Annotated in this window: 19 protein-coding genes and 3 pseudogenes; 18 read left to right on the top strand and 4 right to left on the bottom strand. The window is 70.1% G+C overall.

Translation table 11 applies throughout. The features are described from left to right. Positions 1-237: 237 nt before the first annotated feature. Positions 238-474, bottom strand: coding sequence for a transposase (locus ACFYXB_RS39840; protein WP_389589911.1), 237 nt, complete (start codon positions 472-474; stop codon positions 238-240). A gap of 277 nt (positions 475-751) precedes the next feature. Here ACFYXB_RS39840 and ACFYXB_RS39835 point away from each other — a divergent pair. Together ACFYXB_RS39835 and ACFYXB_RS39830 are read left to right on the top strand one after the other, a co-directional pair. Then, a pseudogene (locus ACFYXB_RS39835) lies at positions 752-2118 on the top strand (NAD(P)/FAD-dependent oxidoreductase). 31 nt (positions 2119-2149) lie between these two features. After that, complete coding sequence (locus ACFYXB_RS39830; protein WP_389589909.1) at positions 2150-3334, top strand: cytochrome P450; 1185 nt, start codon at positions 2150-2152, stop codon at positions 3332-3334. Positions 3335-3622: 288 nt separating this feature from the next. On the opposite strand, the gene ACFYXB_RS39825 is transcribed toward ACFYXB_RS39830, so the two are convergent. Beyond that, positions 3623-4273, bottom strand: coding sequence for a TetR/AcrR family transcriptional regulator (locus ACFYXB_RS39825; protein ID WP_389589907.1), 651 nt, complete (start codon positions 4271-4273; stop codon positions 3623-3625). A gap of 157 nt (positions 4274-4430) precedes the next feature. Here ACFYXB_RS39825 and ACFYXB_RS39820 point away from each other — a divergent pair, with 157 nt between their 5' ends. The 8 genes from ACFYXB_RS39820 to ACFYXB_RS39785 all read left to right on the top strand — a co-directional run bounded on the left by ACFYXB_RS39820 (position 4431) and on the right by ACFYXB_RS39785 (position 14453). Then, positions 4431-5384: a fumarylacetoacetate hydrolase family protein gene (locus ACFYXB_RS39820; RefSeq protein ID WP_389589906.1), complete on the top strand. Its 954-nt coding sequence runs from the start codon at positions 4431-4433 to the stop codon at positions 5382-5384. 95 nt (positions 5385-5479) lie between these two features. Further along, entirely contained in the window at positions 5480-7402 is a 1923-nt protein-coding gene (locus tag ACFYXB_RS39815) for an acyl-CoA synthetase (protein WP_389589905.1), read from the top strand. 66 nt (positions 7403-7468) lie between these two features. Beyond that, positions 7469-7819: a DoxX family protein gene (locus ACFYXB_RS39810; protein WP_389589903.1), complete on the top strand. Its 351-nt coding sequence runs from the start codon at positions 7469-7471 to the stop codon at positions 7817-7819. Positions 7820-8005: 186 nt separating this feature from the next. Then, positions 8006-8731: an amidohydrolase family protein gene (locus tag ACFYXB_RS39805; RefSeq protein ID WP_389589902.1), complete on the top strand. Its 726-nt coding sequence runs from the start codon at positions 8006-8008 to the stop codon at positions 8729-8731. Between the two features lie 49 nt (positions 8732-8780). Continuing rightward, positions 8781-10547, top strand: a complete 1767-nt coding sequence (locus ACFYXB_RS39800) for an FAD-dependent monooxygenase (protein WP_389589901.1) — start codon at positions 8781-8783, stop codon at positions 10545-10547. A gap of 152 nt (positions 10548-10699) precedes the next feature. Further along, a complete protein-coding gene (locus ACFYXB_RS39795; protein WP_389589900.1) occupies positions 10700-11845 on the top strand; it encodes a VOC family protein in 1146 nt (381 codons plus the stop codon). Further along, entirely contained in the window at positions 11842-13509 is a 1668-nt protein-coding gene (locus ACFYXB_RS39790; RefSeq protein WP_389589898.1) for a bifunctional 3-(3-hydroxy-phenyl)propionate/3-hydroxycinnamic acid hydroxylase, read from the top strand. Before ACFYXB_RS39795 ends, ACFYXB_RS39790 begins: the two co-directional genes overlap by 4 nt. A 257-nt stretch (positions 13510-13766) precedes the next feature. Beyond that, complete coding sequence (locus tag ACFYXB_RS39785) at positions 13767-14453, top strand: HdeD family acid-resistance protein (RefSeq protein WP_389589897.1); 687 nt, start codon at positions 13767-13769, stop codon at positions 14451-14453. Between the two features lie 142 nt (positions 14454-14595). Here the strand turns inward: ACFYXB_RS39785 and ACFYXB_RS39780 are convergent, their stop codons facing one another. Next, positions 14596-14763: a hypothetical protein gene (locus tag ACFYXB_RS39780; protein WP_351362106.1), complete on the bottom strand. Its 168-nt coding sequence runs from the start codon at positions 14761-14763 to the stop codon at positions 14596-14598. 355 nt (positions 14764-15118) lie between these two features. On the opposite strand from ACFYXB_RS39780, the gene ACFYXB_RS39775 reads away from it, so the two are divergent. From ACFYXB_RS39775 to ACFYXB_RS39745, 7 genes and pseudogenes are all read left to right on the top strand, one after another. Then, complete coding sequence (locus ACFYXB_RS39775) at positions 15119-15544, top strand: hypothetical protein (RefSeq protein ID WP_351362109.1); 426 nt, start codon at positions 15119-15121, stop codon at positions 15542-15544. A gap of 537 nt (positions 15545-16081) precedes the next feature. Continuing rightward, positions 16082-16300, top strand: a complete 219-nt coding sequence (locus tag ACFYXB_RS39770; protein WP_388505405.1) for a ferredoxin — start codon at positions 16082-16084, stop codon at positions 16298-16300. Continuing rightward, complete coding sequence (locus tag ACFYXB_RS39765) at positions 16297-17700, top strand: FAD-dependent oxidoreductase (protein WP_351362112.1); 1404 nt, start codon at positions 16297-16299, stop codon at positions 17698-17700. Before ACFYXB_RS39770 ends, ACFYXB_RS39765 begins: the two co-directional genes overlap by 4 nt. Positions 17701-17760: 60 nt before the next feature. Beyond that, positions 17761-19029 carry a cytochrome P450 gene (locus tag ACFYXB_RS39760; RefSeq protein ID WP_389589894.1) on the top strand — a complete coding sequence of 423 codons (1269 nt, stop codon included), beginning with the start codon at positions 17761-17763 and terminating at the stop codon, positions 19027-19029. Between the two features lie 23 nt (positions 19030-19052). Further along, complete coding sequence (locus ACFYXB_RS39755) at positions 19053-20099, top strand: NAD(P)-dependent alcohol dehydrogenase (protein WP_389589892.1); 1047 nt, start codon at positions 19053-19055, stop codon at positions 20097-20099. Positions 20100-20552: 453 nt separating this feature from the next. Next, positions 20553-20639: pseudogene (locus ACFYXB_RS39750) on the top strand (diacylglycerol kinase); the annotation flags it as partial. A 569-nt stretch (positions 20640-21208) separates the two neighbouring features. Then, positions 21209-21406: pseudogene (locus ACFYXB_RS39745) on the top strand (cytochrome P450); the annotation flags it as partial. Between the two features lie 151 nt (positions 21407-21557). Here ACFYXB_RS39745 and ACFYXB_RS39740 read toward each other — a convergent pair. Next, the gene (locus ACFYXB_RS39740; protein ID WP_389589890.1) at positions 21558-22193 is read right to left on the bottom strand and encodes a TetR family transcriptional regulator; all 636 of its coding nucleotides are present in this window, start codon (positions 22191-22193) and stop codon (positions 21558-21560) included. Positions 22194-22566: 373 nt separating this feature from the next. Here ACFYXB_RS39740 and ACFYXB_RS39735 point away from each other — a divergent pair, with 373 nt between their 5' ends. Further along, the gene (locus tag ACFYXB_RS39735; RefSeq protein WP_389589889.1) at positions 22567-25032 is read left to right on the top strand and encodes a SpoIIE family protein phosphatase; all 2466 of its coding nucleotides are present in this window, start codon (positions 22567-22569) and stop codon (positions 25030-25032) included. The last annotated feature ends 16 nt before the right edge of the window (positions 25033-25048 follow it).

Raw genomic sequence — 25048 nt, 5'->3', positions numbered from 1 at the left:
CAAGCGTGTCCTCCTCGCCCGCTGACCCGCGTGCCGGAAACGACGCGGCGGTGACCGTCCGTCAGGCCTGCACTGAAAGTGATCCAGAACCTGAAAACTGACCGCTGATCGACGGATGAACGGTGACCCACCTCGCGATCTTCTGATCATCGTGATCTTCATCGAGGTCAGGAGGAGAGGGTGATTGACGTGGAGGACTGGGCTGAGATCCGCCGGCTGCACCGGGCCGAGAGTAGGTCATCGTCTGGGCCTGGTCGGCGGCGCGCTTGCGCAGTCGCTTGAGTTCCTCCCGCTCGGCCGCGTCCAGCCCGTTACCGGATGGCATCGCGCCCCCGCGGCGGTCTGCCCGACGCCGTTCGCCTTCTTCACCCAGCCCCGCAGACTCTCCGAGCTGACGCCGAGTTCCTGGGCGACCTCGGTCACCGTCCGGCCCGAGGACGCCACGAGCGCGACCGCGTTCGTGAGCTTCTTCATGGTCTTTCCTTCCGAATTGGTGCGACCTGCACCATCCGCTGCTTGTGCAGGCGATGTGATGCGCCTGGCGTTGCCCGAGCAAGCTTTTCCATACGCCGCATGGAATCGCCCTTTCAGTACTACCATACGGTGTATGGAAATGTCGAGGGCACCTCACCGAAGAGGGTCTGAGTCGACGCACCGACGGCCTCGGTGCCCTCGCGGCGGCCGTCGGTGGGAAGGTGGCCCGCGCGACCGGCATGGCCCTGCGTCGCGGCCTGCCCGCCCAGCTAGACCACTGCGGCCCGGTCCGCGACGCGACGGCCGTATCGTCATCGTCATCGTCGGCGCGTCGCTGGCCGGGCTGAGAGCCGCGGAGGCGCTGCGCGAGGAGGGCTTCACCGGTTCACTGACGGTGGTCGGGGACGGGCTCCACCCGCCCTACGACCGGCCACCGCTGTCCAGGCAGGTGCTGCTCGGCCAGGCGACGGCGGACACCACCGGGCTGCCGATGCGCCGGGCCCCGTGCCGACTGGCGGCTGGGAGTCCGCGCCACCGGCCTGGATGTCCTCGGGAAACGGGTGATGCTGGCCGACGGAGAGTCGCTGCCGTACGACCGGCTACTGATCGCCACCGGGACCCGGGCGCGGCCCTGGCCCAACCCGGAGGAGGCCGCCCTGGATGGGGTGTTCGCCCTGCGGACGTGTGAGGACGCCGCAGGACTGGCCGAGCGGCTGGCCGCGGGGCCGGAACGGGTGCTGGTGATCGGCGGCGGCTTCACCGGCTCGGAGATCGCCTCGGCCTGCCGGGAACGGGGGCTGGAGGTCACGGTCGCCGAACCTGGCCCCGCACCCCTGGTGGCCGCGCTCGGCGGCACCCTGTCGAAGCTCGCGGCCGTCATGCAGCGCAACCACGGCGTGGACCTGCGCACCGGGGTGACGGTGACCGCCCTGCGCGGGAACGGCAGCTTCACCGGTGCGGAGCTGTCCGACGGCAGCCGCGTCGACGCCGACGTCTGCGCTGGGCGCGGTACGCAACGTCGAGTGGCTGGCGGAGTCTGGGCTGGCGGCGGGCCCGTGCGGGACCGCCTGCGACGCGGGGTGCCGGGCCTTCAACATGTACGGGATCGTCACCGACGACATCTTCGTGGCCGGTGATGTCTCCCGCTTCCCCCACCCGTTGTTCGGCTACCAGATGCTGTCCCTGGAGCACTGGGGCAACGCGGTCGAGCAGGCCGAGGTGGCGGCACACAACATGGTCAGTCCGCGGCCTCTGCAGCGCCCGCACCTGGCCATCCCATCGTTCTGGTCGAACCAGTTCGGGCTCAACATCAAGTCGGTGGGCGTGCCCACCTACTCCGACCATGTGGTCATCGCCCAAGGCTCTCTGGAGGCGCGCCGCTTGGCCATGGTCTACGGCCACCAGGGGCGGGTCACCGCCACGGTCACCGTCGACATGGCCAAGTCGCTCAACTACTACAAGCACCTGATCGAGACGGCCGCTCCATTCCCTCCGCCACCCGGCGCGCAGGACCGTGCGATCGCGGCCGACATCACGATTCCGTCCGACGTGCCGGACCCGAGCGGGCTGTCCCACGGCCCCACCGTGGCGCTCACCGGATACCTGCCCGACCGCCGGCTGACCGTGGTGCAGCCCACGGGCTGACCCAGGTCCCGCCCGACCACGAGGAGCCACCATGGACTCCGACACCCTGCTGGCACGGATCACCGACTACGCCAACCGCCCCAACCCCTACCCGCTGTACGCGGAACTCCGTGGGGCCGGTCCCGTGGTGCGGCAGACGGACGGCAGCTGTCTGGTCGGCACCTACCACGAGATCGCGGCTCTGCTCCACGACCCGCGGATGAGTGTCGCCCCCCACAGCCGTGGCGAAGTGACACACAAGCCGCCGTTCCTGCGGCTCGACGACCCGGAGCACCACAGGCTGCGCACCCTGGCCATGCGGCCGTTCGGCCCGCTGCACAGCCCTGGCCGGGTCGACCCCATGCGCGGCGAGATCGACCAGATCACCAAGGAACTGATGGAGCCCTTCGAGGCGGGTCGGCAGATCGACGTCGTCGACGATTTCGCCTACCCGCTGCCCGTCACGGTGATCTGCCGCCTGCTCGGCGTACCGCGCGAAGACGAGCCGCTGTTCCGGGCCTGGTCCGATGCTCTGGTCGCAGCCGCCGACGTCAGGCCCGAAGCGGACACCACCGAGACGGACAAGGCCAGCGACCAGGCGCGCATCGAGATGGGCGGGTACCTGGTGAACCTCGCCGAGCAGCGCCGTGGCAATCCGAGCGACGACATGCTCTCCGCCTTCGCCAACGAGCCGGACCCGGCGCTGCGGCTCGCCCAGGAGGAACTCGCAGAAACCGCCGTGCTGCTCCTCATCGCGGGACACGAGACCACGGTCAACCTGATCACCAACGGGGTGCTCACCTTCCTGCGCCACCCCGAGCACCTGGACCACCTGCGCCACGACCCCGACCTGCTGCCCCGAGCGGTGGAGGAACTCCTGCGCTACGAACCCCCGGTCCACATGCGCGAACGCATCCCACGTGCCGACATCGACGTCGTCGGCACCACGATCCCCGAGGACACGTCCGTCGTCCTGGTGCTGGCCTCGGGCAACCGTGACCCCATGCGGTTCCACGAGCCCGACCGGTTCGACCCCACCCGTCCGGACAACCAGCACCTCGGCTTCGGCAGCGGCATTCACCTCTGCTGCGGCGCGCCCCTCGCCCCCATCGAGGCCCAGGCCGCACTCGGCGCGCTGATCCCCCACCTCGGCACGGCCCGCCTGGTCGAGGACCCGCCCCCCTACCGGCAGAACGCCATGCTCCGCGGACCCCGCCACCTGCCCATCCAACTCTGAGGCTGCGTGGCGGCAGACAGCAGGCCTCCCCGTTGAGTGCCTTACTGATCGTGAAGCGAGCGACGCCGCTGTTGCGAGACAGCTCCGCGACAGACCAGCCCTCGCGGTCGATGGCCGCCTGCAGCCTGAGAGCCAGCGCCTGGGCGACGCGCGCCCCGTAGAGCCACCCAGAGGCCTTCGAGGTCGGCGGGACGGACCAGCGGTCAGCTCGCCGATCCGGCATCACGGTGCCGCCCCACCCAGCGGGTGAAGTCCGCGACGCGCTGCGTGCGCCGGAAATCGCCCAGGTCAGGTCGCGGGCAGGGGCCGGGTGGCGATCTCCTGTGCTTCGGTGCGTGTCAGGCCGAACATGCACAGTAGGCGGGCGGCCAGTTGATCGGTGACGCGCTCGGCATCGAGGTCGGGGCGGCTCTCCAGGAGGTGCAGTACTCCGAGCAGGGCGCCGCCGGCCATGGCGACCGCGGTATGCGGGTCGTCGATGTCCAGCCGCCCGCTGTCGGCGGCGGCCTGCAGGTCCCGCATCGCCTGCGGGGCCAAACCGCTCTCGGACGTCAGGTACGGCATGCCGGTGCGTACGAGGATCCTGGCAATCCGGGGATGGCTGCGCTGCAGTCGGCCGGTCAGGCGGACGCTGGCGGAGAAGATCTCCGCCGGGTCCTTCAGGTCTCCTACGACGGAGTCCAGAAGAGCGCCGTGTTCCTCCAGGGTGAGAGCGACGGCGGCGTCGAACAGCTCGTCCTTGCTGGTGAAGTGGTTGTAGAAGGAGCCGAAGCCGACGTCCGCCGCCTCGGTGATCTCCTGGATGCTCACGTCGGCCCGCCCCTGCTCGGCGAGAAACCTCTGCGCGGCGGCGACCAGCGCGGCCCGGGTGCGTGCCTTGCGCCGATCCAGGCGGTTGGGCGCCTGGCTGTTGCCCCTGCCCTGTCCGTCGTTGGTCATCCCCACACCTTACCCATGGGATCAATAATGGTTGCTCATCAGTGATGGAAATACCTCTTGACGAGTTCACCATCTGGACTGATTCTGTCATCACTAATGACCGGAGGTTGCTCGCAGGAGCAGTTCGGTCGACGCTGTCCAGGACTCAGGAGAGCCGATGAGTATCCAGGTCGTCCGCACCGCAGACGGCTGGTGGGTGGAGAGCGGCACAGGACGGCTGCACCGCGTCGTCACCGATGCGGACACCACCGCCGGCCTGCTCGCCGACCGCTTGGCCGTGCAGGAGGCGGCCGCCCGCGCCGCGGCCGACCCGGACGCCGGGCTTTCCGCTGGGGAAGAGGAGCTGCTGTCGCCCGTCACCACCCCCTGCCGGGTGGTGGCGCAGATGGTCAACTACCGCTCCCACGCAGTGGACTCCGGATTCGACCCGGACACCGTCCCGCCCGCGTTCTTCCGCAAGGCCTCCGGGTCCGTCAGCGGCCCCTACCAGGACATCATGCGTCCACAGCACGTGCGCTTCCTGGACTACGAGGTCGAACTCGGCCTCGTAATGGGCGCGGACCTACCCATCGGCACCGAGGTCACCGACTCCACCCTGCCGGAGTATGTCGCCGCGCTGGTCGTCGCCGATGACGTCAGCGCCCGCGACCTGCAGCTGCCCAAGACCCAGTTCTACGAGTCCAAGTCGTACCCCACCTTCACCCCGCTCGGCCCCCGCCTGCTTTTGGTCGACGCCGACGACCTGGCCCGCCTGCCGGACCTGCGGCTCACGTTGAAGGTCAACGGGGCCACGCGACAGGACCGCACCACCACGGACATGATCGTCCGGCCCGCGCGCGCACTCAGCCTGCTGGCCCGCTTCCAGACCCTGAAGCCCGGTGACGTCCTGCTCACCGGCACCCCAGGCGGCACCGCCCTCAAATCCCCGGGCAAGCTCCTGGCCACGCTGGCCGCCCTGCTGCCCCCGCACAAGCGCTGGCAGAAGTTCTTCGCCCGCCAGGAGAGCAATCCCGACTACCTGAAGGACGGCGACGTCGTCACGGCCCGCATCGCGACCGACGACGGCGTCCTCGATCTCGGCGAGCAGCGCACGGTGGTGCGCGCCCGCTGACGGCTCCCGGGCGGCCCGCCCGGGACCGGCCGGCCCGGCATCCCCGTACCGGACCGGCCACTCACCCCCATCCCTCACCCTGCAAAGGCGCACCGGTGACACTCACACCCACCGACCTGCTGTGGCCTGCCCACGACAATCCCGCGGACCTGCCCGCCATCGAGGCCGTCCCGCTGCACGAGCGCGGTCTGCCCGCCACCACCTACGACGCCCTGCTCCGCGCCGCCCGCCTGTGGCCCGACCGCCCGGCCCTGACCGTGCTGCCCGATGCCGCGCGCTTCCTGCGCCCCGCCACCGCGACCTTCGCTCAGCTGCGCGACCAGGTGCATCGCACGGCGAACCTGCTGCGCTCTCTCGGCGTCACCCGCCGCGCCGCCGTGGGCTTGCTCGCGCCGAACACCGCGGAGCTGCCCGCCGCCCTGCTGGCCGCACAGGCCGCGGGCATCGCCGCCCCGGTGAACCCGGGCCTGGCGTCCGAGCACGTCGAGCAGCTGCTGCGGCGCGGCGGCGCGCGGGTGCTCATCGCCGCCGGTCCGCAGCTGGACCCGCAGGTGTGGGCCACGGCCCGCCAGGTCGCCGCCTCCCTGCGCCTGGACGCGCTGCTGGCCCTGGCCCCCACCGCGGCCGACGGCCCCGCCCCGGTCCTGGAACCGGTCGAGGGCGTACGCGTGGGGTACCTCGCAGAGCTGGCCGCGTCCCATCCCGCCGACCGGCTGGTGGACATCGAGCCCCCGGACGCCGGGGACCTGGCTGCCTACTTCCACACCGGCGGCACCACCGGCACCCCCAAACTCGCCGCGCACACGCACGCCAACGAGGTCGTCGACGCCTGGATGGTGGCAGCAAGCATCCCCCTTGCCACGGACTCGGTGATGTTCGCGGCGCTGCCGCTGTTCCACGTCAACGCCCTGATGGTCACCTTGCTCGGCCCGTTGTTGCGCGGCCAGCGGGTGGTGTGGGCTGGGCCGCTGGGCTACCGCGATCCCGAGCTGTACGGGGTGTTCTGGAAGCTGGTGGAGCACTACCGCGTCGCCGCCATGTCCGGCGTACCCACCGTGTACTCCGTCCTCGCCCGCGTCCCCGTCGACGCGGACATCTCCAGCATGCGGTTCGCCGCCGTCGGCGCCTCCCCGCTACCGCCCGCCGTACGGGAGTCGTTCGAGGAGCACACCGGCATCCCGCTGTGCGAGGGCTACGGGCTGACCGAGGCGACCTGCGCCTCCGCCCTCGGCGTGCCCGGTCACACCCGGCCCGGCACCGTCGGCCGGCGCCTGCCCTACCAGCAGCTCAAGACCGTGCACATCGACCAGGACACCGGCAAGTGGCAGGACCTGCCGCCGGGCGCCACCGGGGTCCTGGCCGTCAGCGGCCCCATCGTCTTCGCGGGCTACGTCGCCGAGCACACCGCCCACGGGCCGCGCCTGGAGACCGACGGGAAGATCCACGACGGCTGGCTGGACACGGGCGACCTGGCGCGCATCGACGTCGACGGCTTCATCCATCTCGCCGGCCGCGCCAAAGACTTGATCATTCGCGGGGGTCACAACATCGACCCCGCCGGGATCGAGGACGCCCTCCTTGCCCACCCCGAGGTCACCGCCGCCGCGGCGGTGGGCCGCCCCGACCCGCACGCCGGCGAGGTACCCGTCGCCTACGTCACCCTCACCCTCGGCGCCCGCGTGGATCCGGCCGAGTTGCTCACCTGGGCCACCGAACGGGCCCCGGAGCGCGCCGCCGCGCCGCGGGAGGTGATCGTGATCGACGCCATCCCGCTCACCGCCGTCGGCAAGCCCTACAAGCTCGGCCTTCGCCTGGACGCCACCCGCCGTGCGGTCCTGGCCGAACTGGCCGCCCAGGGCGCGGACTGCGACCCCGAACGGATCGTGTGCCGGCCGCACGACGGAGGGGTCCGCGTCATGGTGCCCGCCCCTGCCGACGAGACGGTGCGGCACAGGGTCACCGCAGCCCTCGACCGGTACGTCCTCAACTGGCAGTACGCCCCCCAGCCCGTCACCTGAACCGGGTCGCTGCGACCCGGTTCCCGATGGCAGCAGACCATCCCCTTCCGCACAGAGAGAACCTCCATGAGCACCACTACCACCGTCCTGGCCGTCGTCCTCGCCGCGCTCTTCCTCCTGCTGGGGTCGGCCAAGCTCGCGGCAGTCCCCGCGATGCGGCAGGCCGCGGCCCACGTCGGCATGACCACCACCCACTACCGCCTGCTGGGCACCTTGGAGGTGGCGGCCGCGGCCGGGCTGCTGGCCGGCCTGCGGATCACCGCGCTCGGTGCCGCCGCCTCAGGGGGCCTGATCCTGCTCATGGCCGGAGCCGTGGTCGTACACCTGCGCAGCAGCGACCCGGCCGCCCGCTGCCTGCCGGCCGCCGTCGTGGGCGCCCTGGCCGCAGTCCATCTCGTCCTGCTGGCTAGCGGCTAGCAGGCCCACACCCCGTGGCCGGCGCCGTCAGCACGCGCGGCCGTGACCGCCCAGCCGCCGGCTGGGCACCGGGAGGAGCACCACCATGAGCCGCATCGACGTCCACCAGCATCTGCTGCCCCCGGCCTACACCCGGTGGCTGAAGTCGAAGAACATCCACGCTCCCGGTGGCCGCGAACTGCCGCCATGGAGCCCCCAGCACGCCATCGCCCTGATGGACACCTACGCCATCGAAACCGCAGTGCTGTCCGGTTCGGGTACGTCGCCACCGTACCGCTGCCCGACCCGGACGCCGCCGAGGCCGCCGCCACCCACGCCCTGGACGAACTGGCCGCCGACGGCGTCGTACTGCTAGCCAACACCGACGGTGTCTACCTGGGACACCCCGGCCACGACCCGCTCCTTGCCGAACTGGACCGGCGCCGTGCCGTCGTGTTCGTCCATCCCTCGCAGCTGCCCGCGCCGCCCATGCCAGGGCTGCCGCCGTTCGCCGCGGATTTCCTTCTCGACACCACCCGCGCCGCGGCCAACCTGGTCCTGCACGGCGTCCCATGCCGCTACCCCAACCTGAAGATCATTCTGTCCCACGCGGGAGGTTTCCTCCCCTACGCCGCCCACCGGATCACCGCCGCCCTGGTCGCCGAGACCGGCCGCGGCTACGAAGAGATCCTCGAGGACCTGCGCAGCTTCTGGTTCGACACCGCCCTGTCCGGCAGCCCCTCGGCACTCCCCAGCCTGCTGGCCTTCGCCCGCCCCGACCGGGTGGTCTTCGGAACCGACGGGCCCTTCGCACCCGAAATCGCCGTCGCCCACTTCACCGGCGAGTACGACCGCTACCACGGCCTCGACACCGCCGCGCACCACGCCATCAACCGGGGCAACGCCCTCGCGCTGTTGCCCCGCCTCTCCTGAGCCGTCCCCTGCCCCTTGGCCCCGAGCCGCGACACCCCACGGAGTACCCATGAACGACATCGACGTCCCTGTCCTCATCGTCGGCGGCGGCGGTGCGGGGCTCACCGCCTCCATGCTGCTCAGCCGCATCGGCGTCGAGTCCCTGCTGGTCACCGCCTGGCCCAGCACCTCCGTCCTGCCCAAGGCCCATGTCCTGAACCAACGCGCGATGGAGGTCATGCGCGACGTCGACACGGCCGACACCATCTACGCCGCCTCCACACCGGCCGAGCAGATGTCCCACACCGCCTGGTACGTCGGCCTGGCCGGCGACCACGAGGACTACGGCCGCCGCGTCGCCAAGATGGAGGCATGGGGGGCCGGCGGCGACTCCCCCGAGTGGCTCGCGGCCAGCCCCGAGCGGCAGGCCAACCTGCCCCAGATCCGCCTGGAGCCGGTCCTGCGCGCCCGCGCCGAGGAACTCGCGCCCGGCCGGGTCCGGTTCCACCACGAGCTGACCGAACTCGCCCAGGACGACGAGGGCGTCACCGCCGCCGTCACCGACCGCGACACCGGCGAGACCTACCGCGTGCGGGCCCGTTACCTGCTGGGCTGCGACGGCGGCCGCACCGTCGGTCCCGCCGTGGGCATCGCCCAGGAGGGCGTGCGCAACCTCGCCCGCGTGGTCTCCTTCCACCTCTCCGCCGACCTGTCCCGGTGGGCGACCGACCCCGATGTGCTGATCCGCTGGCTGTGGCTGCCCAACCTCGGCATCCCCGGCGTCCTGGTGCCCATGGGCCCCGACCACTGGGGCCCCGAGTCCGAGGAGTGGGTCTTCCACCTCAACTACGGGCCCGAGGACGGCCGCGCGCTGGACGACGACGCTGTGCTGACGGACATGCGCAAGGCGCTGGGGCTGACCGCGGAGCAGGTGACGGTCCACATGATCTCCCGCTGGTCCCTGGAGGGCGTGGTCGCCGACCGATACCGCTCCGGCCGCGTCCTGATCGCCGGCGACGCCGCCCACCGCCACCCGCCCACCGGCGGCCTCGGCCTGACCTCCGCCATGCACGACGTCCAGAACCTCACCTGGAAGCTCGCCGCCGTGCTGAACGGCCATGCCGGCGACGCCCTGCTGGACACCTACGGGGCCGAGCGGCGCCCGTCGGACGCCGCCAATGTTCAGCGTTCGCTGGAGAACGCCATGAACCACATCGCGATCAACGCCCTCTTCGGCGGCGGGCCGCAGGCCGGTGAGGAGGAGAACTGGCGGCAGGCCCGCCGCCTGTGGAGCGAGGACCCCGCCGACATCGACTTCCGCCGCACCTTCCTGACCACCGTGGCCGCCCAGTCCATGGAATTCAACGAACTGGGCATCGAGTTCGGCTACACCTACGACTCCGCGGCCATCGTCCCCGACGGCACTCCCGCACCCGAAAACGCCGACCCCGTCCGCGTCTACAGGCCCGCCGCCCGCCCCGGACACCCGCTGCCCCACGCCTGGCTGGAGGACCTCGACGCCAACCGCGTGGCCCTGGCCCGCCTGGTCCGCCCCGGCCGCTTCCTGCTGATCGCCGGGGAGGACGGCCAGGCCTGGTGCGAGGCCGCAGAGAAGATCGCCGCCCAGAGCGGGCTGCCGCTGGACGCGATCCGGGTCGGCCACCTCGACGGCGACTTCCGCGACCTGCGCTCCACCTGGACCGCCGCACGCGAGCACAGCCCGCACGGCGCCGTCCTGGTGCGCCCGGACCGCTTCATCGGCTGGCGTGCCCAGGGCGCGGCCACCGACCCGGTCGCCGAACTCACCACCGCACTCGACACCCTGCTGGCCCGGTAGGGGAATTCGCCGCGGCTGGTGCCACCCGCTCCGCCGACCGCTGCCACGGTCGGCGGGGCCGCGCCCCACCCTTCCCACCCCGCACTCGCCTCTTGGATCTCGCGACACTGCCGCACCAAAGCAGTCGCGGGAAGCCGCCGAAGGGACACGCCATGAACGACCCGACCCCCGCCCCCGCCGCCGACGCCCACCAGGGCCTGCACAGCGAACAGGGCGCCCTGCGCGGGGAACACCCCGGCCGCGCGACTCAGCCCGTCATCAAGGTGATCGACCTGGCCTGGCTGGAGTTCACCAAGCCCGACCTGGACCGCGCCGAGACCTTCGCCCACGACTTCGGCCTGACCACCGCCGCCCGTACCGATGACGCCCTCTACCTTCGCGGCGCCATGGCCGGCACCCACTGCCTGGTGATCCGCCGCGGCCCCGCCTCCCGGTTCATCGGCCCCGCCTTCCAGGCTGCCGACGCCGCCGACCTCGACCGGCTGGCCCGTGCCACAGGCCACAAGGTCCGGACCCTCACCGAGTACGGCCGAGGCCGCGCCGTGGACCTGCTCGACCCCTCCGGCATCCCGGTGCGCGTCGTGCACGGCGTCACGGAGGAGCCCGCACAACCGCTGCAACAGACCCTGGTCCTCAACACCGGCACCACTCCCGCAGCCGCCCGGGTCAACGCCACCCAGCGCCCGCCCCGCATACCCTCCCAGGTGCAGCGCCTGGGCCACGTCGTGTTGTCCACCCGGGTCTTCCGGCGCGCCCTGGACTGGTATCTGCAGCACCTCGGCCTGATCGTCAGTGACTTCCTCTATCTGGACGGGCAGCGCGACCGCGGCCCCACCATGGCCTTCATCCGCTGCGACCGCGGCAGCGAACCCGCCGACCACCACACCCTGGCCATGCACCTGGGCCCCGACACGGGCTATGTCCACTCCGCCTATCAGGTCGCCGACCTGGACACGCTGGCCGCCGGCGGCCAGTACCTGCGCGAGCGCGGCTACCACCGCTCCTGGGGCATCGGCCGACACATCCAAGGCAGCCAGATCTTCGACTACTGGCGTGACCCCGACCGCTTCATGATGGAGCACTACGCCGACGGCGACGTCTTCGACAACACGCTGGAACCCGGCTGGGCCGCCATGTCCGCCTCCGGCCTGGCCCAGTGGGGCCCGCCCGCCACCCGGGACTTCCTCGGCACCACCCCGTCGCCGGGCATGCTCCTCCAGGCGATCTCCGCGCTGCGCGAGGACAACGAAATCGACCGCGCCCGTCTGCTGGGCCTGATGAGAGCCCTGAGCAAGTGACCGCCCCCGAGCACGTGCCCGTCGTGGTGATCGGTGCCGGGCCCACCGGGCTGACCGTCGCCACCCTCCTCGCCCGCCACGGCGTGCCCGCCCTGGTCCTGGAGCGCCACCGCGCCCCGTATCCACTGCCGCGCGCCGTCCACCTGGACGACGAGGTGCACCGCATCCTCCAGGCCATGGGCATCCATGAGACGTTCAGCGAGATCAGCCGCCCCGCCCGCGGTATGCGGCTGCTGGACGGCTCCCACCGGGTGCTGGCCGAGTTCCTGCGCGACAACCCCTGCGGCCGGCACGGCTTTCCCCAGGCCAACATGTTCGACCAGCCCGAACTCGAGCAGTTGCTCCGGGACAACCTCACAAACCACCCCCTGGTGACGCTGCGCGGAGGAATCGAGGTCACCGCCGTGACCCCGCCCCCGCACAGCGGCGCTCCGGTGGAGGTCTCCTTCCGGGACGAGGACACCGGTGGCTCCCACACGCTCCTGACCGACGCGGTCCTGGGGTGCGACGGCGCCAACAGCCTGGTCCGCGCCTCCATCGGCTCCCGGATGCAGGACCTCGCCACCGCCCAGCAGTGGCTGGTCGTCGACGTCCGCTGCCGCCGGCCGCTGCCCGCCTGGGACGGCGTCCACCAGGTATGCGACCCGCAGCGTGCGGCCACCTACATGCGCGTCGGCGAGGACCGCTACCGCTGGGAGTTCCGCCTGCGCGCCGGCGAGCAGCCGGAGGAGCTCACCGACCGGGGGCGTCTGCTCGCGCTGATCGCCCCCTGGACGCCGGGCATCTCCGAGGACGAACTGCACGTCCTGCGCACCGCCTCGTACACCTTCCGAGCCCAGGTCGCCGACCTCTGGCACAAGGGCCGCGTCTTCCTGCTCGGCGACGCCGCCCACCTCACGCCGCCCTTCATCGGGCAAGGGATGGGCGCGGGTATGCGCGACGCCCAGAACCTCGCATGGAAGCTCGCCCGCGTCCTGACCGGCCGCGCGAACGAGGCCCTGCTGAACAGCTACCAAGCCGAACGCCACCGACACGCACGGCAGCTGATCCGCACCGCCGTGGGCGTCGGCGCTCTCATGACCGGGGGCGGAACGGGCACCGCACTGGCCCGCAATGCCTTCCTGCCCGCCATCGCCCGCCTGCCGGGCGCCTCCGATCGCGTGCTGTCCGTTGTCAGCCCACCGCTGAGGCCGGGCCCCCTGGTCAGCTCCCGCCGCCGCCTCGGCCACCCGCGCCCCGGGACCCTGTGCCCCCAGCCCCTGGTCCCCGACACCGACGGCACCCCACGCCCGCTGGACGACCTGCTCCGCGAAGACTTCGCGCTCCTGGCCACCGCGCCGCTCAGCCCGGCCCTGTACGCGCTGGTACGAGCGCTGGACGCCCGCGTCATCCAGTTGCAAAACACCCGGCGACCGGCCCCCGGCACAGGCAGCCCCGACCTTGGTGCCGATCCGGGCACAAGCGCACTGGTCCACTGGATGGGCACCGCGGGTGCCGTCCTGCTCCGTCCCGACCGGGTCGTGCTCGCCACCGCGGCCCGGCCCCGCCCCGGCAGGACGTGCGGAGACGACCTCGCGGCCGCCGTGACAGCCTGGACACCCATGCTGTGCAGCCGCGGCCGGGCAGCCGGGGGCGCCACAACCGTGGCCACGGAACCACCGTGACGGCGGCTGAGTCCGCATCGCGGAGGAGCACCCGGACCACCCCCGGGAGCCCGGTCGCCCCCGTTGCCGCCCAGATCGGCATCGAGCAGAAAGCTCTCACATTCTGGTACCGGCTCTTTATCCGACCTGGGCAGGGGTTGATTCGTACTCGTGGGGACTTACCACCGACCCACCCTCGCCGGGCGATACATGCCTGGGCGGGGGGACGATGGAAGTGAACCGATCCGACCACGCTGTTCCTGGAAGGATGAGACGGTATGCCATCTCCCTCCGACTCCACATCAGGCACCGGCCCTCCGCGCCCGCGCGGCACAGAGCCACAAGACGCCTCCGTCACCGAAAGCCTGGGTGCCCTGGCGAACATGGGCTGGCAGATCCTTCTCACCACGGGCCTGGCTGCCATAGCCCTGGGCGTCGTGGTCCTTGCCTGGCCGAAAGAGACGCTGCGGGTCGTCGGCGTGCTCTTCGGCATCTACCTGCTGGTCACCGGAGTCTTCCAACTGGCCGCCGCCTTCGGCACTCACGTCCCCCGGCATCTTCGGGCACTGCATTTCCTCACGGGGGCGCTCTCCGTCCTGCTCGGGCTGATCTGCTTCCGGGGCACCCTGCAGTCGATCCTGCTGCTCGCCCTGTGGATCGGCTTCAGCTGGCTGCTGCGCGGCACCACGACGACGGCCACGGCTGCCTCCGCCCCGGCCATGCCGGCGCGTGGCTGGATGCTGTTCTCCGGGATCATCGGCATGCTGGCGGGCATCGTACTGATCGTCTCGCCGTTCACCTCGATCGCCGCGCTCACCCTGGCCACGGGCATCATGGCCATAGTCCTTGGGGTGGTTGAGGTATTCCACGCCGTCAGGATGCGCGTCGAAGTCGGCCGCCTGGCTCCCGGCGCCGCCGCCGAACGACGGCCTCTGTTCCGCTCTCAGCCACACCCCCAGCACTGACCGCCGCGACCGGGTTGCGGCGCCCTCGGCCCGGCACAGGGTTCTGACGCCCCGGTTTCGCCGCTCGCCGTGGGCGCCGGTGTTCTGGGGACCACGGGCGCCCACTCACCCCTGCCCGAGGTGGCTTCGCTGAACTTTGTGTTCAGGTGTCAGGGGACGAATCGGGGTCGACGATCTTGTTCTCCGGCCGGTTGACGGCGTCGGCGAGCGGGATGTGGTCGGTAAGGGAGGGAGCCAGGTCGAGACGGCCAGCTGCGGTCAGCCGCACCAGCCCGCTGACGGACGCCGGGAAAGCCGCCGTAGTGCCCACGCACCTGCTTGCGCAGGTAGTTCAAGGTCAGGCCCTCGCTGATGGTGAGCGGCTGGGGCATGATGCCCACCAGGATCAGGGAGCCGTTCAGGGCCGAGCACAGAGGCGGCCTGCTCGCGGACGATGGGCACGCCTGCGCAGTCGAAGGCGAAGTCCAGGCCCCGTCCGCCGGTGGCCGCGTTTCCCCTTGGCGGAAGCGTGGATTGCGGCGGTGGTCGCTGCGGGCGGTGGTGAGGTTCTTCCGGGAACCCGACCAGCCTGGGAACAGTCTGTGTCGCCACCCGTATGGCGGCCTCCTGACGTATGTGTTGGAGTTGATAAGGACCCTTTTGCGAGCAATCGGAAAGGTAGGGCCATGACGGAGACGACGGGCCGCATCACCCAATTGACGGATCGGGCGAAGCACGCGCAAGAGCAGGTGCAGAGTGCCATCACCAAGAACCGGGAGCAGTTGTCGGCTGCGGTCGAACAGGCTCAGCAGGAGGCGGAACAGCGGGCAGAGGAACTCCGCCGTGAGGCAGCCGAACAGAAGGCCGCTGCCGCTGCGTCGCTGGATGAGGCAAGGAACAAATGGCAGGAGCATGTAGCGACGGCCAAGATCCGTTTTCAGGAGCGCAAGGACGAGCATGACGTGAAGCGCGCCGAGCACAACGCGGAGGATGCTGAGGACTATGCGTCGTTCGCGATCGACTACGCCGCCTCAGCGATCCTGGAGGCGGAATCCGCTTCATTGGAAGCGTTGCTGGCCCGTGCGGAGGCCGAAGCCCTGGCCAGCAGATAGTCAGGATTTGTGCGCACCGGCATGCACTGCGTGACCTCCCAGAGCCCCGGCCCCGCAGGCGGTGCGTGACCTGCAGGCTGCGGGCTCACGGTCGTCGAGTGGCCGAAGCCGACGATCCGTATGGCTTTCAGCCGGCTCGGTCGGCCGGGGCCGTATTGTCTCCACAAACGCTCATGATCATGGTGGCCGCTTCCATGCGGGCAGGCACTCCGGAAGCAAGCCCCACGGGACGTGCATGAACCGGTCAGTGATCAAGAACGAGAACTGCCCTGAGAGTTGTCGTCCGTAACAGCGGATTTGCGTCGGAAGACGGGGCGAGCATTTTTTTCAGGGCGGAACGGCCGGGGCAAACCTTGATGCCGACGCCATCGGATGTGTACCGCGACCTCGGGACCGTGAAGCTCACCGGCAGTAAGCGTCACCGCGAAGGTACCGCCGTGGCGAAGAAGATCGAACATACGGGTGCTCAGCCGGTGGCGTCGGCGGGGGCGACGGGTGGGCTGTCCAGCTGGGCGGCAGATCGGAAGGAGTCTGCCCATGCGGATCGCCGTGGACCTGAATCGGTGCCAGGGATACGCACAATGCGTGTATTTGGCGCACGAGGTCTTCAGATTGACTGGCCAGGAGGCGCTCACCTACGAGCCGAACCCCGATGACGAGCGGCGCCTGCAGGTTGAGCGAGCCGCTGCGGCGTGTCCGGTGCAGGCGATCGTGACCGACCGCTTGGACGGCGCGGAGGGGAGCGCGACGTCATGACCGTGCCGGCAACAGTCGCAGGGCTGGTGCGCGAGTTCAGAGCCAACGGCCGCATCGTCATCGTCGGTGCGTCCCTGGCCGGACTGCGGGCCGCCGAAGCCCTGCGTGAGGAGGGCTTCACCGGGTCTCTGACCATCATCGGGGACGAGCCGTACGAGCCCTACGACCGTCCCCCGCTGTCCAAGCAGGTACTCAAAGGCTGGGTACCGGCCGACCACACCAAGCTGCCCCGCCTGCGAGAAGTCAATGCGGAGTGGCGGCTCGGGGTGGCCGCCACCGGGTTGGACCGGGCCGCCAAGCAGGTGCGCCTGGCCGACGGCGAGCAGATCCCGTACGACCGGTTGCTGATCGCCACGGGCACCCGCGCGCGACAGTGGCCGAACCCGGACGAGGCCGCCCTGGACGGGGTCTACACGCTGCGCTCGCGTGGTGATGCCGCACAGCTGCAAAAGGCGCTGGCCGCGCCGCCGTCGCGGGTCATGGTCATCGGCGCGGGGTTCATCGGCTCGGAAGTGGCCTCCGTCTGCCGGGAACTCGATCTCCCGGTGACCGTCGTCGAGCGGGGCTCGGGGCCGCTGGTCGGCGCGCTCGGCGGGGTGATCGGTGAGATCGCCGCGGAAATGCAGCGCGACCACGGCGTGGACCTGCGCTGCGGGCTGGGCGTGTCGTCACTGGAGGACGACTCCGGCGGACACGTACGACGTGCTCATCTCTCGGACGGAACCACCATCGACGCCGACGTGGTGGTGGCCTCGCTCGGATCGATCCGCAACGTGGAATGGCTGGAGGGAGCCGGGCTGGCGTCCGGTTTCTGGGGCGTCGGTTGCGACGCCGGCGGTCGCGCCTTCGACATCAACGGCGTGGTCACCGACAGCATCTACGTGGCAGGGGACGTGGCGCGCGCGCCCCACGTGCTGTACGAGTACCAGTTCCTCGCGATGGAGCACTGGGACAATGCCGTTCTCGGCGCCGAGGCCGCGGCCCACAACATGGTGAACCTCGAGCCCCACTACCGCCCGCATCTGTTGCTGCCCGGCTTCTGGTCCGGTCAGTTCGGCGTCAACATCAAGTCCGTCGGCGTGCCGCCTTTCGGCGACGAGATCGTCTTCACGCAGGGGTCCGTCAAGGAGCGCCACTTCGCCGCCGCCTACGGTCGCCGGGGCCGCATCGTCGCCGCCGTCACCTTCGATCACGGCAAGTGGCTGGAGTACTACGGGAAGCTGATCGAGCACTCGGGTCCGTTCCCGCCTCCGCCGCCGGGCTGGGACCAGCCCCCCGACATGAAGCCGATCCCGGCCGAGTTCCCGCAACCCGGCGTCCCGACGGCGATCCCCGACGTCGTCCTGACCGGCCACGACCCGAGCGAGCGGAGGGCCGAGTTCCGGTCTCGCCCTCGTTGACGCGCCCGCCGGATGGGCCTGCAAGCGGACAGCATCGACAGGAAGAAGGAGGGGAGCCTCATGGTCGAGGAAACCCCCTGGCAGCAGGCCCTTCGCTACGCCAACCGCGCCAATCCGTACCCGTTCTACGAGGAACTCCGCAGGACACCGGTGGCGCGGCAGCCGGACGGCACCTACGTCGTCAGTACCTACCAAGAGATCGTCGCGCTGCTGCACGACCCCCGGGTCAGTTCGGATATCAGGAAGCTCCCCGTCCCGGTTGTGGCCCCGGCCGAGGGCTCGGCGGAGGCCGAGCCGATCACGGAGGCGGTCATCTCATTGGAGCCGAACATCATCACCCAGGATCCACCCGAGCACGATCGAGATCGCCGGACGATGACGCCGCATTTCGTCGGCCCGCCCCATTCCCCTCACCTGATCTCCGAGCTGGAACCCGAGATCCGCCGCATAGTGGACGGCCTGCTGGACAACATGCAGGGCAAGACCCGGATCGATGCCGTCGACGAGTTCGCCTATCCCCTGCCGGTGACCGTGATCTGCAAAGTCCTGGGCGTGCCACTGGAAGACGAGCCACGCTTCCACAGCTGGATCGAGACGGCCCTGGACGCCTTGGATTTCGGCCCCGAGGCTGCCTCCGAGGAGATGCAGAGCCGACTGGCCGGGGGTCGCCAGGCCGTGAACGAGTTCGGGCAGTTCGCAGCTGAGCTGCTCGACCGGTACGCCCAGCAGCCCGGCCCGGGCATGCTCTCGGCGATGGTGAACGAGGACGGCCCGGAGGGAGGGATGTCCAAGGGCGTGCTCGTGAGCAATGCCTTGCTCCTGATCTTCGCCGGGCATGAAACCACGGTCAATCTCATCGCTCACAGCGTGCTCACCCTGCTGCGGCACCCAGACGCGCTCGAGAAGCTGCGCCGCCGGCCCGAGCTGATCGTGCCCGGGGTCGAGGAGTTGCTGCGCTTCGAGTCGTCGGTCCAGTTCTGGCACACCCGCTCCGCCGTGGAAGACATCGACATCGCAGGCACCACCATCCCGAAGGGCGCGCCGATCTTCCTGGCATACGGCTCGGCGAACCGCGACCCGAAGCGGTTTGCCAACCCCGACGAGCTTGACCTCGAACGCCGGGACAACCAGCACCTTGGGTTCAGCCAGGGCATCCACTTCTGCTTCGGCGCTCCGCTCGCGCGGCTCGAGGTCCAGGTCGCGGTCGACGAGTTCGTCCGCCGGGTGGAAAACCCCCGGCTCGTAGAGGACCCACCGCCGTACCGCCACAACCAGATCTTCCGCGGCCCGCGCCACCTCCTGGTCGACATCGACGGGATCCGCGACTGACTCGGCATGCGTGAAGGATCGCTATGCGGGCTTTTCAGCTAGTCGGATGGCAGCAACCGCCCGAGCTGCGCGAGGTGCCGGTGCCCGAGCCCGGGCCGGGGCAGGTCCTGGTGAAGGTCGGGGGTGCCGGTGCGTGCCACTCGGATCTGCACATCATGGAGGCACCCGGACCACCACCCGGGTTCGCCACGGAACTACCCTTCACGCTCGGCCATGAGAATGCGGGATGGGTGGAGAAGCTGGGACCGGGTGTCACCGGGTTCGCGCCGGGAGACCCTGTGATGGTCTACGGCCCCTGGGGCTGTGGGGTGTGCGCCAACTGCCGGGAGGGCCGGGAGAACTACTGCCAGAAGGTCAGTGGTCAGGGCGGGGGCCTGGGAGGCGGTCACGACGGCGGAATGGCTGAGCACCTGCTGGTCCCGGCGGCGCGATTCCTGATTCCGCTGGGCACACTCGACCCCCGCCAGGCCGCCCCGCTCAGCGACGCGGGGCTGACCAGCTATCACGCCGTCAAGCGATCGGTGCACCTGCTGGGGCCGGGCTCGACCGCGGTGGTGATCGGGGTGGGCGGTCTGGGCCAGATGGCCATCCAGATGGTGCGAGCGCTCAGCGCGGCGACCACCGTTGTCGCCGTAGACACCGATGCCGGAAAGCTGGAAGCCGCCAAGCGCATGGGCGCGGACGAGGTGCTGCTCTCGGGCGAGGAGGCGGTCACGCACATCAAGGACATGACGGAGCAGCAGGGCGCACAGCTCGTGCTGGACATGGTCGGCATAGACCCGACTCTGCGCATGGCTGCTCAGGTGGCCAGGATGCTTGGCCACCTGACCATCGTCGGTCTCGGCAGCGGAGCCCTGCCCGTCAACTTCTCGAGCCCGCCGCACGAGTGCTCGGTCGCCTCGCCCTACTGGGGCTCCCTTCCCGAACTGATGGAAGTGATCACCCTCGCCCAGCAGCAAAAGATCAAGATGCTGGTCGAGCACTTCCCCTTGGAACGTGCCAACGAGGCATACCAGCGCCTGCACGACGGCAAGATCCAAGGACGCGCCGTCATCACCCCCCACCCGTGAGTACTGTCATCAAGGTGACCGGGCTGGTGCCGTAGGCCGTAACTGTCGGAGGAGTCGTCATGGAGGCGGTGGCCGGTGCGATCGCTGGACCGGGCCGGTGGCGGACGGCACAGTCAGCAGCGGGCGTGGTAGCGGCAGATGTGCCGACGCCTGTGACTGTGACGTGCGCCGGGCTGATGAACGCGGCCTGTCGCTGCTTGCCATGACCGAGAACGCGTTCCGACCGGTGACAGCTGCGCGGCGGCCGTTTCTGATCGTGAATCCCCGTTCGGGAGGAGGGAAGGCGAGCCGGTTCCGGATCGCGGGCAAGGCCCGTGCGTTGGGGGCTCAGGTTCTCCTGCTCGATCCTTCCCGGCCCCAGGACCTCGCGACCGTCGCCCGACGCGCGGTGGATGACGGTGCGGATCTGCTGGGGGGGCCGGCGGAGACGGCACGCAGGCACTTGTCGCCGGGGTGGCTGCGAAGAACGGTCTTCCTTTCGTGGTCATTCCGGCCGGTACCCGCAACCACTTCGCGATGGACCTCGGCCTGGACCGTGACGACCCTTCGGCCGCGCTGCAGGCCCTCACGGACGGCGTCGAACTGTGCGTGGATCTCGGGTTCGCCGGCGAGCGAGTGTTCGTCAACAACGTGTCGTTCTGTGCCTATGCCGCCCTGGTGCAGGACCCGGCCTATCGGGAGGACAAGATCGGCACCGTGGTGCGGATACTCCCGGAATTCCTGGCCCGCCACGAGGGCCCGGAGCTGGTGGTACGCGCCGGGCTGCTCACTGTGGACCGGCCTGATGCCGTACTCGTAAGCAACAACCCCTACCGGGCCGATGACACGACCGGGCTTGGCAGGCGTGCGCAACTGGACTCCGGACTCCTGGGGGTACTGGCCGCCAGGGCGGAGACGCCCGCCGAGATGGCCGCCCGGATGCGAGGTGGGCAGACGCACGGCCTGACCAATCTGGCCACCTCTGAAGAGGTTGTCGTCGATGCCGACGCCCCGGTCGTCCCCGTCGGGCTGGACGGTGAAGCCGTCACCCTGCCGACTCCCGTGCGGTGCCGGATCAGTCCCCGAACGCTACGGGTACGGGTTCCCCGCCACCGGCCGGGCGCCGCACCCGCCCGGACAACCAGCACCTCGGCTTCGGCGGCGGCATCCACCTGTGTCACGCTGCACCGCTCGCGCGCATCGAGGCCCAGGCCGCGCTCGGCGCGCTGATCCCCCGCCTCGGCACGGCCCGCCTGGTCGAGGACCCGCCCCCGTACCAGCAGAACGCCATGCTCCGCGGCCCCCACCACCTGACCATCGAACCATGAGGCTGCGTGGCGGCACCCGGGACAGCAGGCAAGAGTGACGGTCTGCCCCGTATCCCGCTCGTAAGATCACCGCACTCGGGCTGCCTCGGGCTACTCTGCGCGCGGTACGCAGTCGGCCCTGGTCCGCCGGTGCGCGGACATAAGGTCCTCTTCACGCTGCAGCGGAAAGGGGACCCCAGGCGACATCGCGGGCCTCATCCGGGGAGAGGCCGAGCATGTGCAGGAGCATCTCGGCCATGGTGCCTGCGGCCTGGTCGATGTCGACCTCGGGCTTGCTGAACCACAGCTCCAGAAGCGCCAGCAGGCTGCCGTTGAGCGCGGACAGGGCGATGACCGGGTCGACTACGGTGAAGCGGCCCGATGCGCTGCCCTGCTCCACGTCGCGCCTCGCGCGCGGAGCCAGTCCGCTGCCGGCGCATATGCGGCCGAGCTCGCTGTGGCACAGGATCCGCATGATCTCCGGGTGTGACTCGGCCAAACGTGCGCTGAGCCGCAAACCTCCAGCGAGGCGCTCGGCGGGATCGTCGACGCCGCGCAGGCGTTCATCGATGGCTTGGGCGAACTCCTCCATTGCATCGTCCACGGCCGCGTCGAACAGGTCCGGCTTGGAGCCGAAGTGGTTGTAGAAGGAGCCGAAGCCCACGTCCGCGCGCTCCGCGATGGCACGGATGCTGGCGCTGGTGTCGCCGGACTCGGCCAGGATCTGCCGCGCGGCGCGGACGAGTGCCTGCCGGGTCTCGGAACGACGGCGTTCGAATCGATTGCTGAGTGGAACTGACATCGGCATGCACCGTAGATAGCAGCAGTTCTGATGACCTCATCAGTGCACTGACGAGCCCGGCCGTCGACTGCGGTCGACGCCCCTCGCCGAGGTGGCCCGTCGCACACATCTGATCACCTGATCAATTTTGCGATTCTCTTGACGACAAAGCGGTCATAGATGATGCTTTCATCAGAAATACCGTAACACGCTGATAGATGCCGTGCTGATGGGTTCTGTGCCGGTATGGGGGCATTGCGCCGTCCCTCGCACGCCACGGGACGTTCGAGCCCCGGTCCGATACCGCGCTTGCCTGCCGCCGCTGCCGTCCTGCGGATCGGGGTACCACACCGCACGCCAACACTCCCCCACACCTACGCACCGGAATGGATGAACCGTAATGAATACCAATCAATCGGAACTCGCTGAGCTGGTGAACCCGAGCGAGACACCCAACGCGGCGATCGCCATGATCGATGCGGAGGGGACGGTGGTCGGGTGGACGCTGGCCGCCGAGCAGCTGGTCGGGTTCTCGGCCAGGGAGATGGTGGGCCGGCCCGCGGCACACGTACTGCCGTCCTCCGAGGACGCTCTGAGGGCCACAGCGCTCGCCGAGCAGTGCCGTGCCCAGGGTGGCTGGTCCGGCACCATGACGGTCCGCCACCGCGGCGGCCACACGCTCACATTGACTCTGCGGGTCTCGTTGCTGTGGGGAGGGAACGAAAGCCTTCGGTGGCTGGTATCAGTGACCGACATAGGCGCGCTCTCCTCGGGAGCGATGAACGGATCGCTACGCGAGTCGCTGCTCGCCCACGCACCGATCGGCATCGTCGTTCGTGACCTGCAGTTGCGCTGCACGTGGGTGAACGACGCCATGGAACTCCACGACGGCATTCCTCATGAGCGACGGTTCGGGCGCCGTCTGAAGGATTCGCTGCCCGGTTTCGAAGCCGAAGCGCTCGAGGTGGTGATGCGGCAGGTGCTGGAGAGCGGCACCACCATGGTCCACGAGTACCGGGCGTGGCCGCCGACCGATCGGCCCCGGGAGCACGTGTTCTCGGCCTCGTTCTTCTGCCTCCAGGAAGCGGACGGCAAGCCACTGGGGGTGTGCTCCATGAGCGTGGATGTCACCGGCAACCGGCGGGCGCGCGAGCGCCTTGCCATCCTCAGCGAAGCCAGCACGCGCATCGGCAGCACCCTCGACGTCATGCAGACCGGGCAGGAACTGGCCGACCTTACCGTGCCCCTGCTGGCCGACCACGCCATCGTCGACCTGGTGGAGTCGGTTCCGTTCGTTATGGAGCCCTCGGTGCGGATCGGCACGACGAGCGGTCGCCCCCCTCTGCTGCGCCGTGCCGGTCTGGCCACCATCGACCCAGAAGTCCCGGAGTTGCCGTGGATGCGCGAAGAGGTGGTCCACGTCCACCCGGCCTCGTCCTTCGCCAATGCCCTGCGCACGGGCAGCTCTCACCTGGAACCGGTACTGAACACCGCCAGCCCCTGGGTCGACCACGACCCGGTGCGGGCGCAGAAGGTCCGTGACACCGGGGTCCACTCTTTGATGGTCGTACCCATCCGTTCGCGGCGCTGCGTGCTGGGACTGGCGCTGTTCGGCCGCTCCGAGGAACAGACGCCGTTCCAGGAGGACGACCTGCTCCTCGCCGAGGAGCTCGTCACCCGCGCCGCGCTCTGCCTGGACAACGCCCTACGGTACGCGCGCGAGCGCACCGCGGCTCTCACTCTCCAACGCGACCTGCTCCCCCACCATGTGCGAGGCGGCGCCGCCGTCGAGGTGGCCTCGCGCTACGTGCCGGCCGACATGGACCACGGCGTGGGAGGTGACTGGTTCGATGTGATCGGGCTGTCCGGCGCCCGGGTGGCCCTCGTCGTTGGCGACGTGGTCGGACACGGGATCCACGCCGCGGCGACCATGGGCAGGCTGCGCACCGCCTTGCGCACGCTCGCGGACCTGGACCTGCCCCCCGACGAACTGCTGGCGCACCTCGATGACACGGTCCAGCGGCTGAACGAGGAAAACGAGGCAGACGCCGACGACCCGGACCAGGTCCCCGCGGCGGTGGGCGCCACCTGTCTGTACGCCGTCTATGACCCGGTCACCCGGCGGTGCACGATGGCGCGGGCCGGGCACCCCCCGCCCGCAATCATCGACCCGCAGGGCCGTGTCACCTTCCCCGATCTGCCCGCCGGAGCCCCACTCGGCCTCGACCTCGGGGTGCTCGCCTTCGAGTCCGTGGAACTGGAACTGCCCGAGGGAAGTGTGCTCGCGTTCTACACCGACGGCCTGGTCGAGTCCCGCGACGACGACCTCGATGTCGGCATGCGCCGCCTGGGCGCCGCCTTGGCACAATCCGGCCGGTCCCTGGAAGACCTGTGCTCGGAAGCGATCGAGACCTTGCCGGCCCGGACACACTCCGACGACGTCACCTTGCTCCTAGCGCGGACCCGCGCACTCCAGCCGGCCCGGGTCGCGTCCTGGGACCTGCCGAACGAGCCGGCCGCCGTCCGCACGGCCCGGCACCTGGCCGCCCGTCAGCTCAGCGCATGGGGGATGGAGCCTCTCATAGCCACCGTGGAGCTGATCGTCAGCGAACTGGTCACCAACGCCATCCGCTACGGCGGCGGGCCGGTCCGCCTACGGCTCATCCAGCACCGGGTTTTGACCTGCGAGGTCTCCGATGCCGGCACCAGCCACCCACGTCCGCGGCATCCCCGCATCCTCGACGAGAACGGCCGCGGCCTCTTCCTCGTCGCTCAGCTGTCCCGCAGGTGGGGCTCCCGCTCCATATCGGGCGGCAAGGTCGTCTGGTCCGATCAAGACCTACCCTCCACAGCCGCGATCGCCTGAGCCACTAAAGAAGGTG

Source organism: Streptomyces sp. NPDC002619 (assembly GCF_042889305.1).
Classification (GTDB): Bacteria; Actinomycetota; Actinomycetes; order Streptomycetales; family Streptomycetaceae; genus Streptomyces.
This window is presented reverse-complemented; position numbering and strand designations above follow the sequence as displayed.

Coding starts and splice junctions, on each gene's coding strand:
- ACFYXB_RS39765 (WP_351362112.1), top strand. CDS start 16,297: ATGACCGTGCCGGCAACAGTCGCAGGGCTGGTGCGCGAGTTCAGAGCC.
- ACFYXB_RS39825 (WP_389589907.1), bottom strand. CDS start 4,273: ATGACCAACGACGGACAGGGCAGGGGCAACAGCCAGGCGCCCAACCGC.
- ACFYXB_RS39820 (WP_389589906.1), top strand. CDS start 4,431: ATGAGTATCCAGGTCGTCCGCACCGCAGACGGCTGGTGGGTGGAGAGC.
- ACFYXB_RS39755 (WP_389589892.1), top strand. CDS start 19,053: ATGCGGGCTTTTCAGCTAGTCGGATGGCAGCAACCGCCCGAGCTGCGC.
- ACFYXB_RS39805 (WP_389589902.1), top strand. CDS start 8,006: ATGGAGCCCCCAGCACGCCATCGCCCTGATGGACACCTACGCCATCGA.
- ACFYXB_RS39810 (WP_389589903.1), top strand. CDS start 7,469: ATGAGCACCACTACCACCGTCCTGGCCGTCGTCCTCGCCGCGCTCTTC.
- ACFYXB_RS39830 (WP_389589909.1), top strand. CDS start 2,150: ATGGACTCCGACACCCTGCTGGCACGGATCACCGACTACGCCAACCGC.
- ACFYXB_RS39775 (WP_351362109.1), top strand. CDS start 15,119: ATGACGGAGACGACGGGCCGCATCACCCAATTGACGGATCGGGCGAAG.
- ACFYXB_RS39770 (WP_388505405.1), top strand. CDS start 16,082: ATGCGGATCGCCGTGGACCTGAATCGGTGCCAGGGATACGCACAATGC.
- ACFYXB_RS39785 (WP_389589897.1), top strand. CDS start 13,767: ATGCCATCTCCCTCCGACTCCACATCAGGCACCGGCCCTCCGCGCCCG.
- ACFYXB_RS39760 (WP_389589894.1), top strand. CDS start 17,761: ATGGTCGAGGAAACCCCCTGGCAGCAGGCCCTTCGCTACGCCAACCGC.
- ACFYXB_RS39795 (WP_389589900.1), top strand. CDS start 10,700: ATGAACGACCCGACCCCCGCCCCCGCCGCCGACGCCCACCAGGGCCTG.
- ACFYXB_RS39740 (WP_389589890.1), bottom strand. CDS start 22,193: ATGCCGATGTCAGTTCCACTCAGCAATCGATTCGAACGCCGTCGTTCC.
- ACFYXB_RS39800 (WP_389589901.1), top strand. CDS start 8,781: ATGAACGACATCGACGTCCCTGTCCTCATCGTCGGCGGCGGCGGTGCG.
- ACFYXB_RS39735 (WP_389589889.1), top strand. CDS start 22,567: ATGAATACCAATCAATCGGAACTCGCTGAGCTGGTGAACCCGAGCGAG.
- ACFYXB_RS39840 (WP_389589911.1), bottom strand. CDS start 474: ATGAAGAAGCTCACGAACGCGGTCGCGCTCGTGGCGTCCTCGGGCCGG.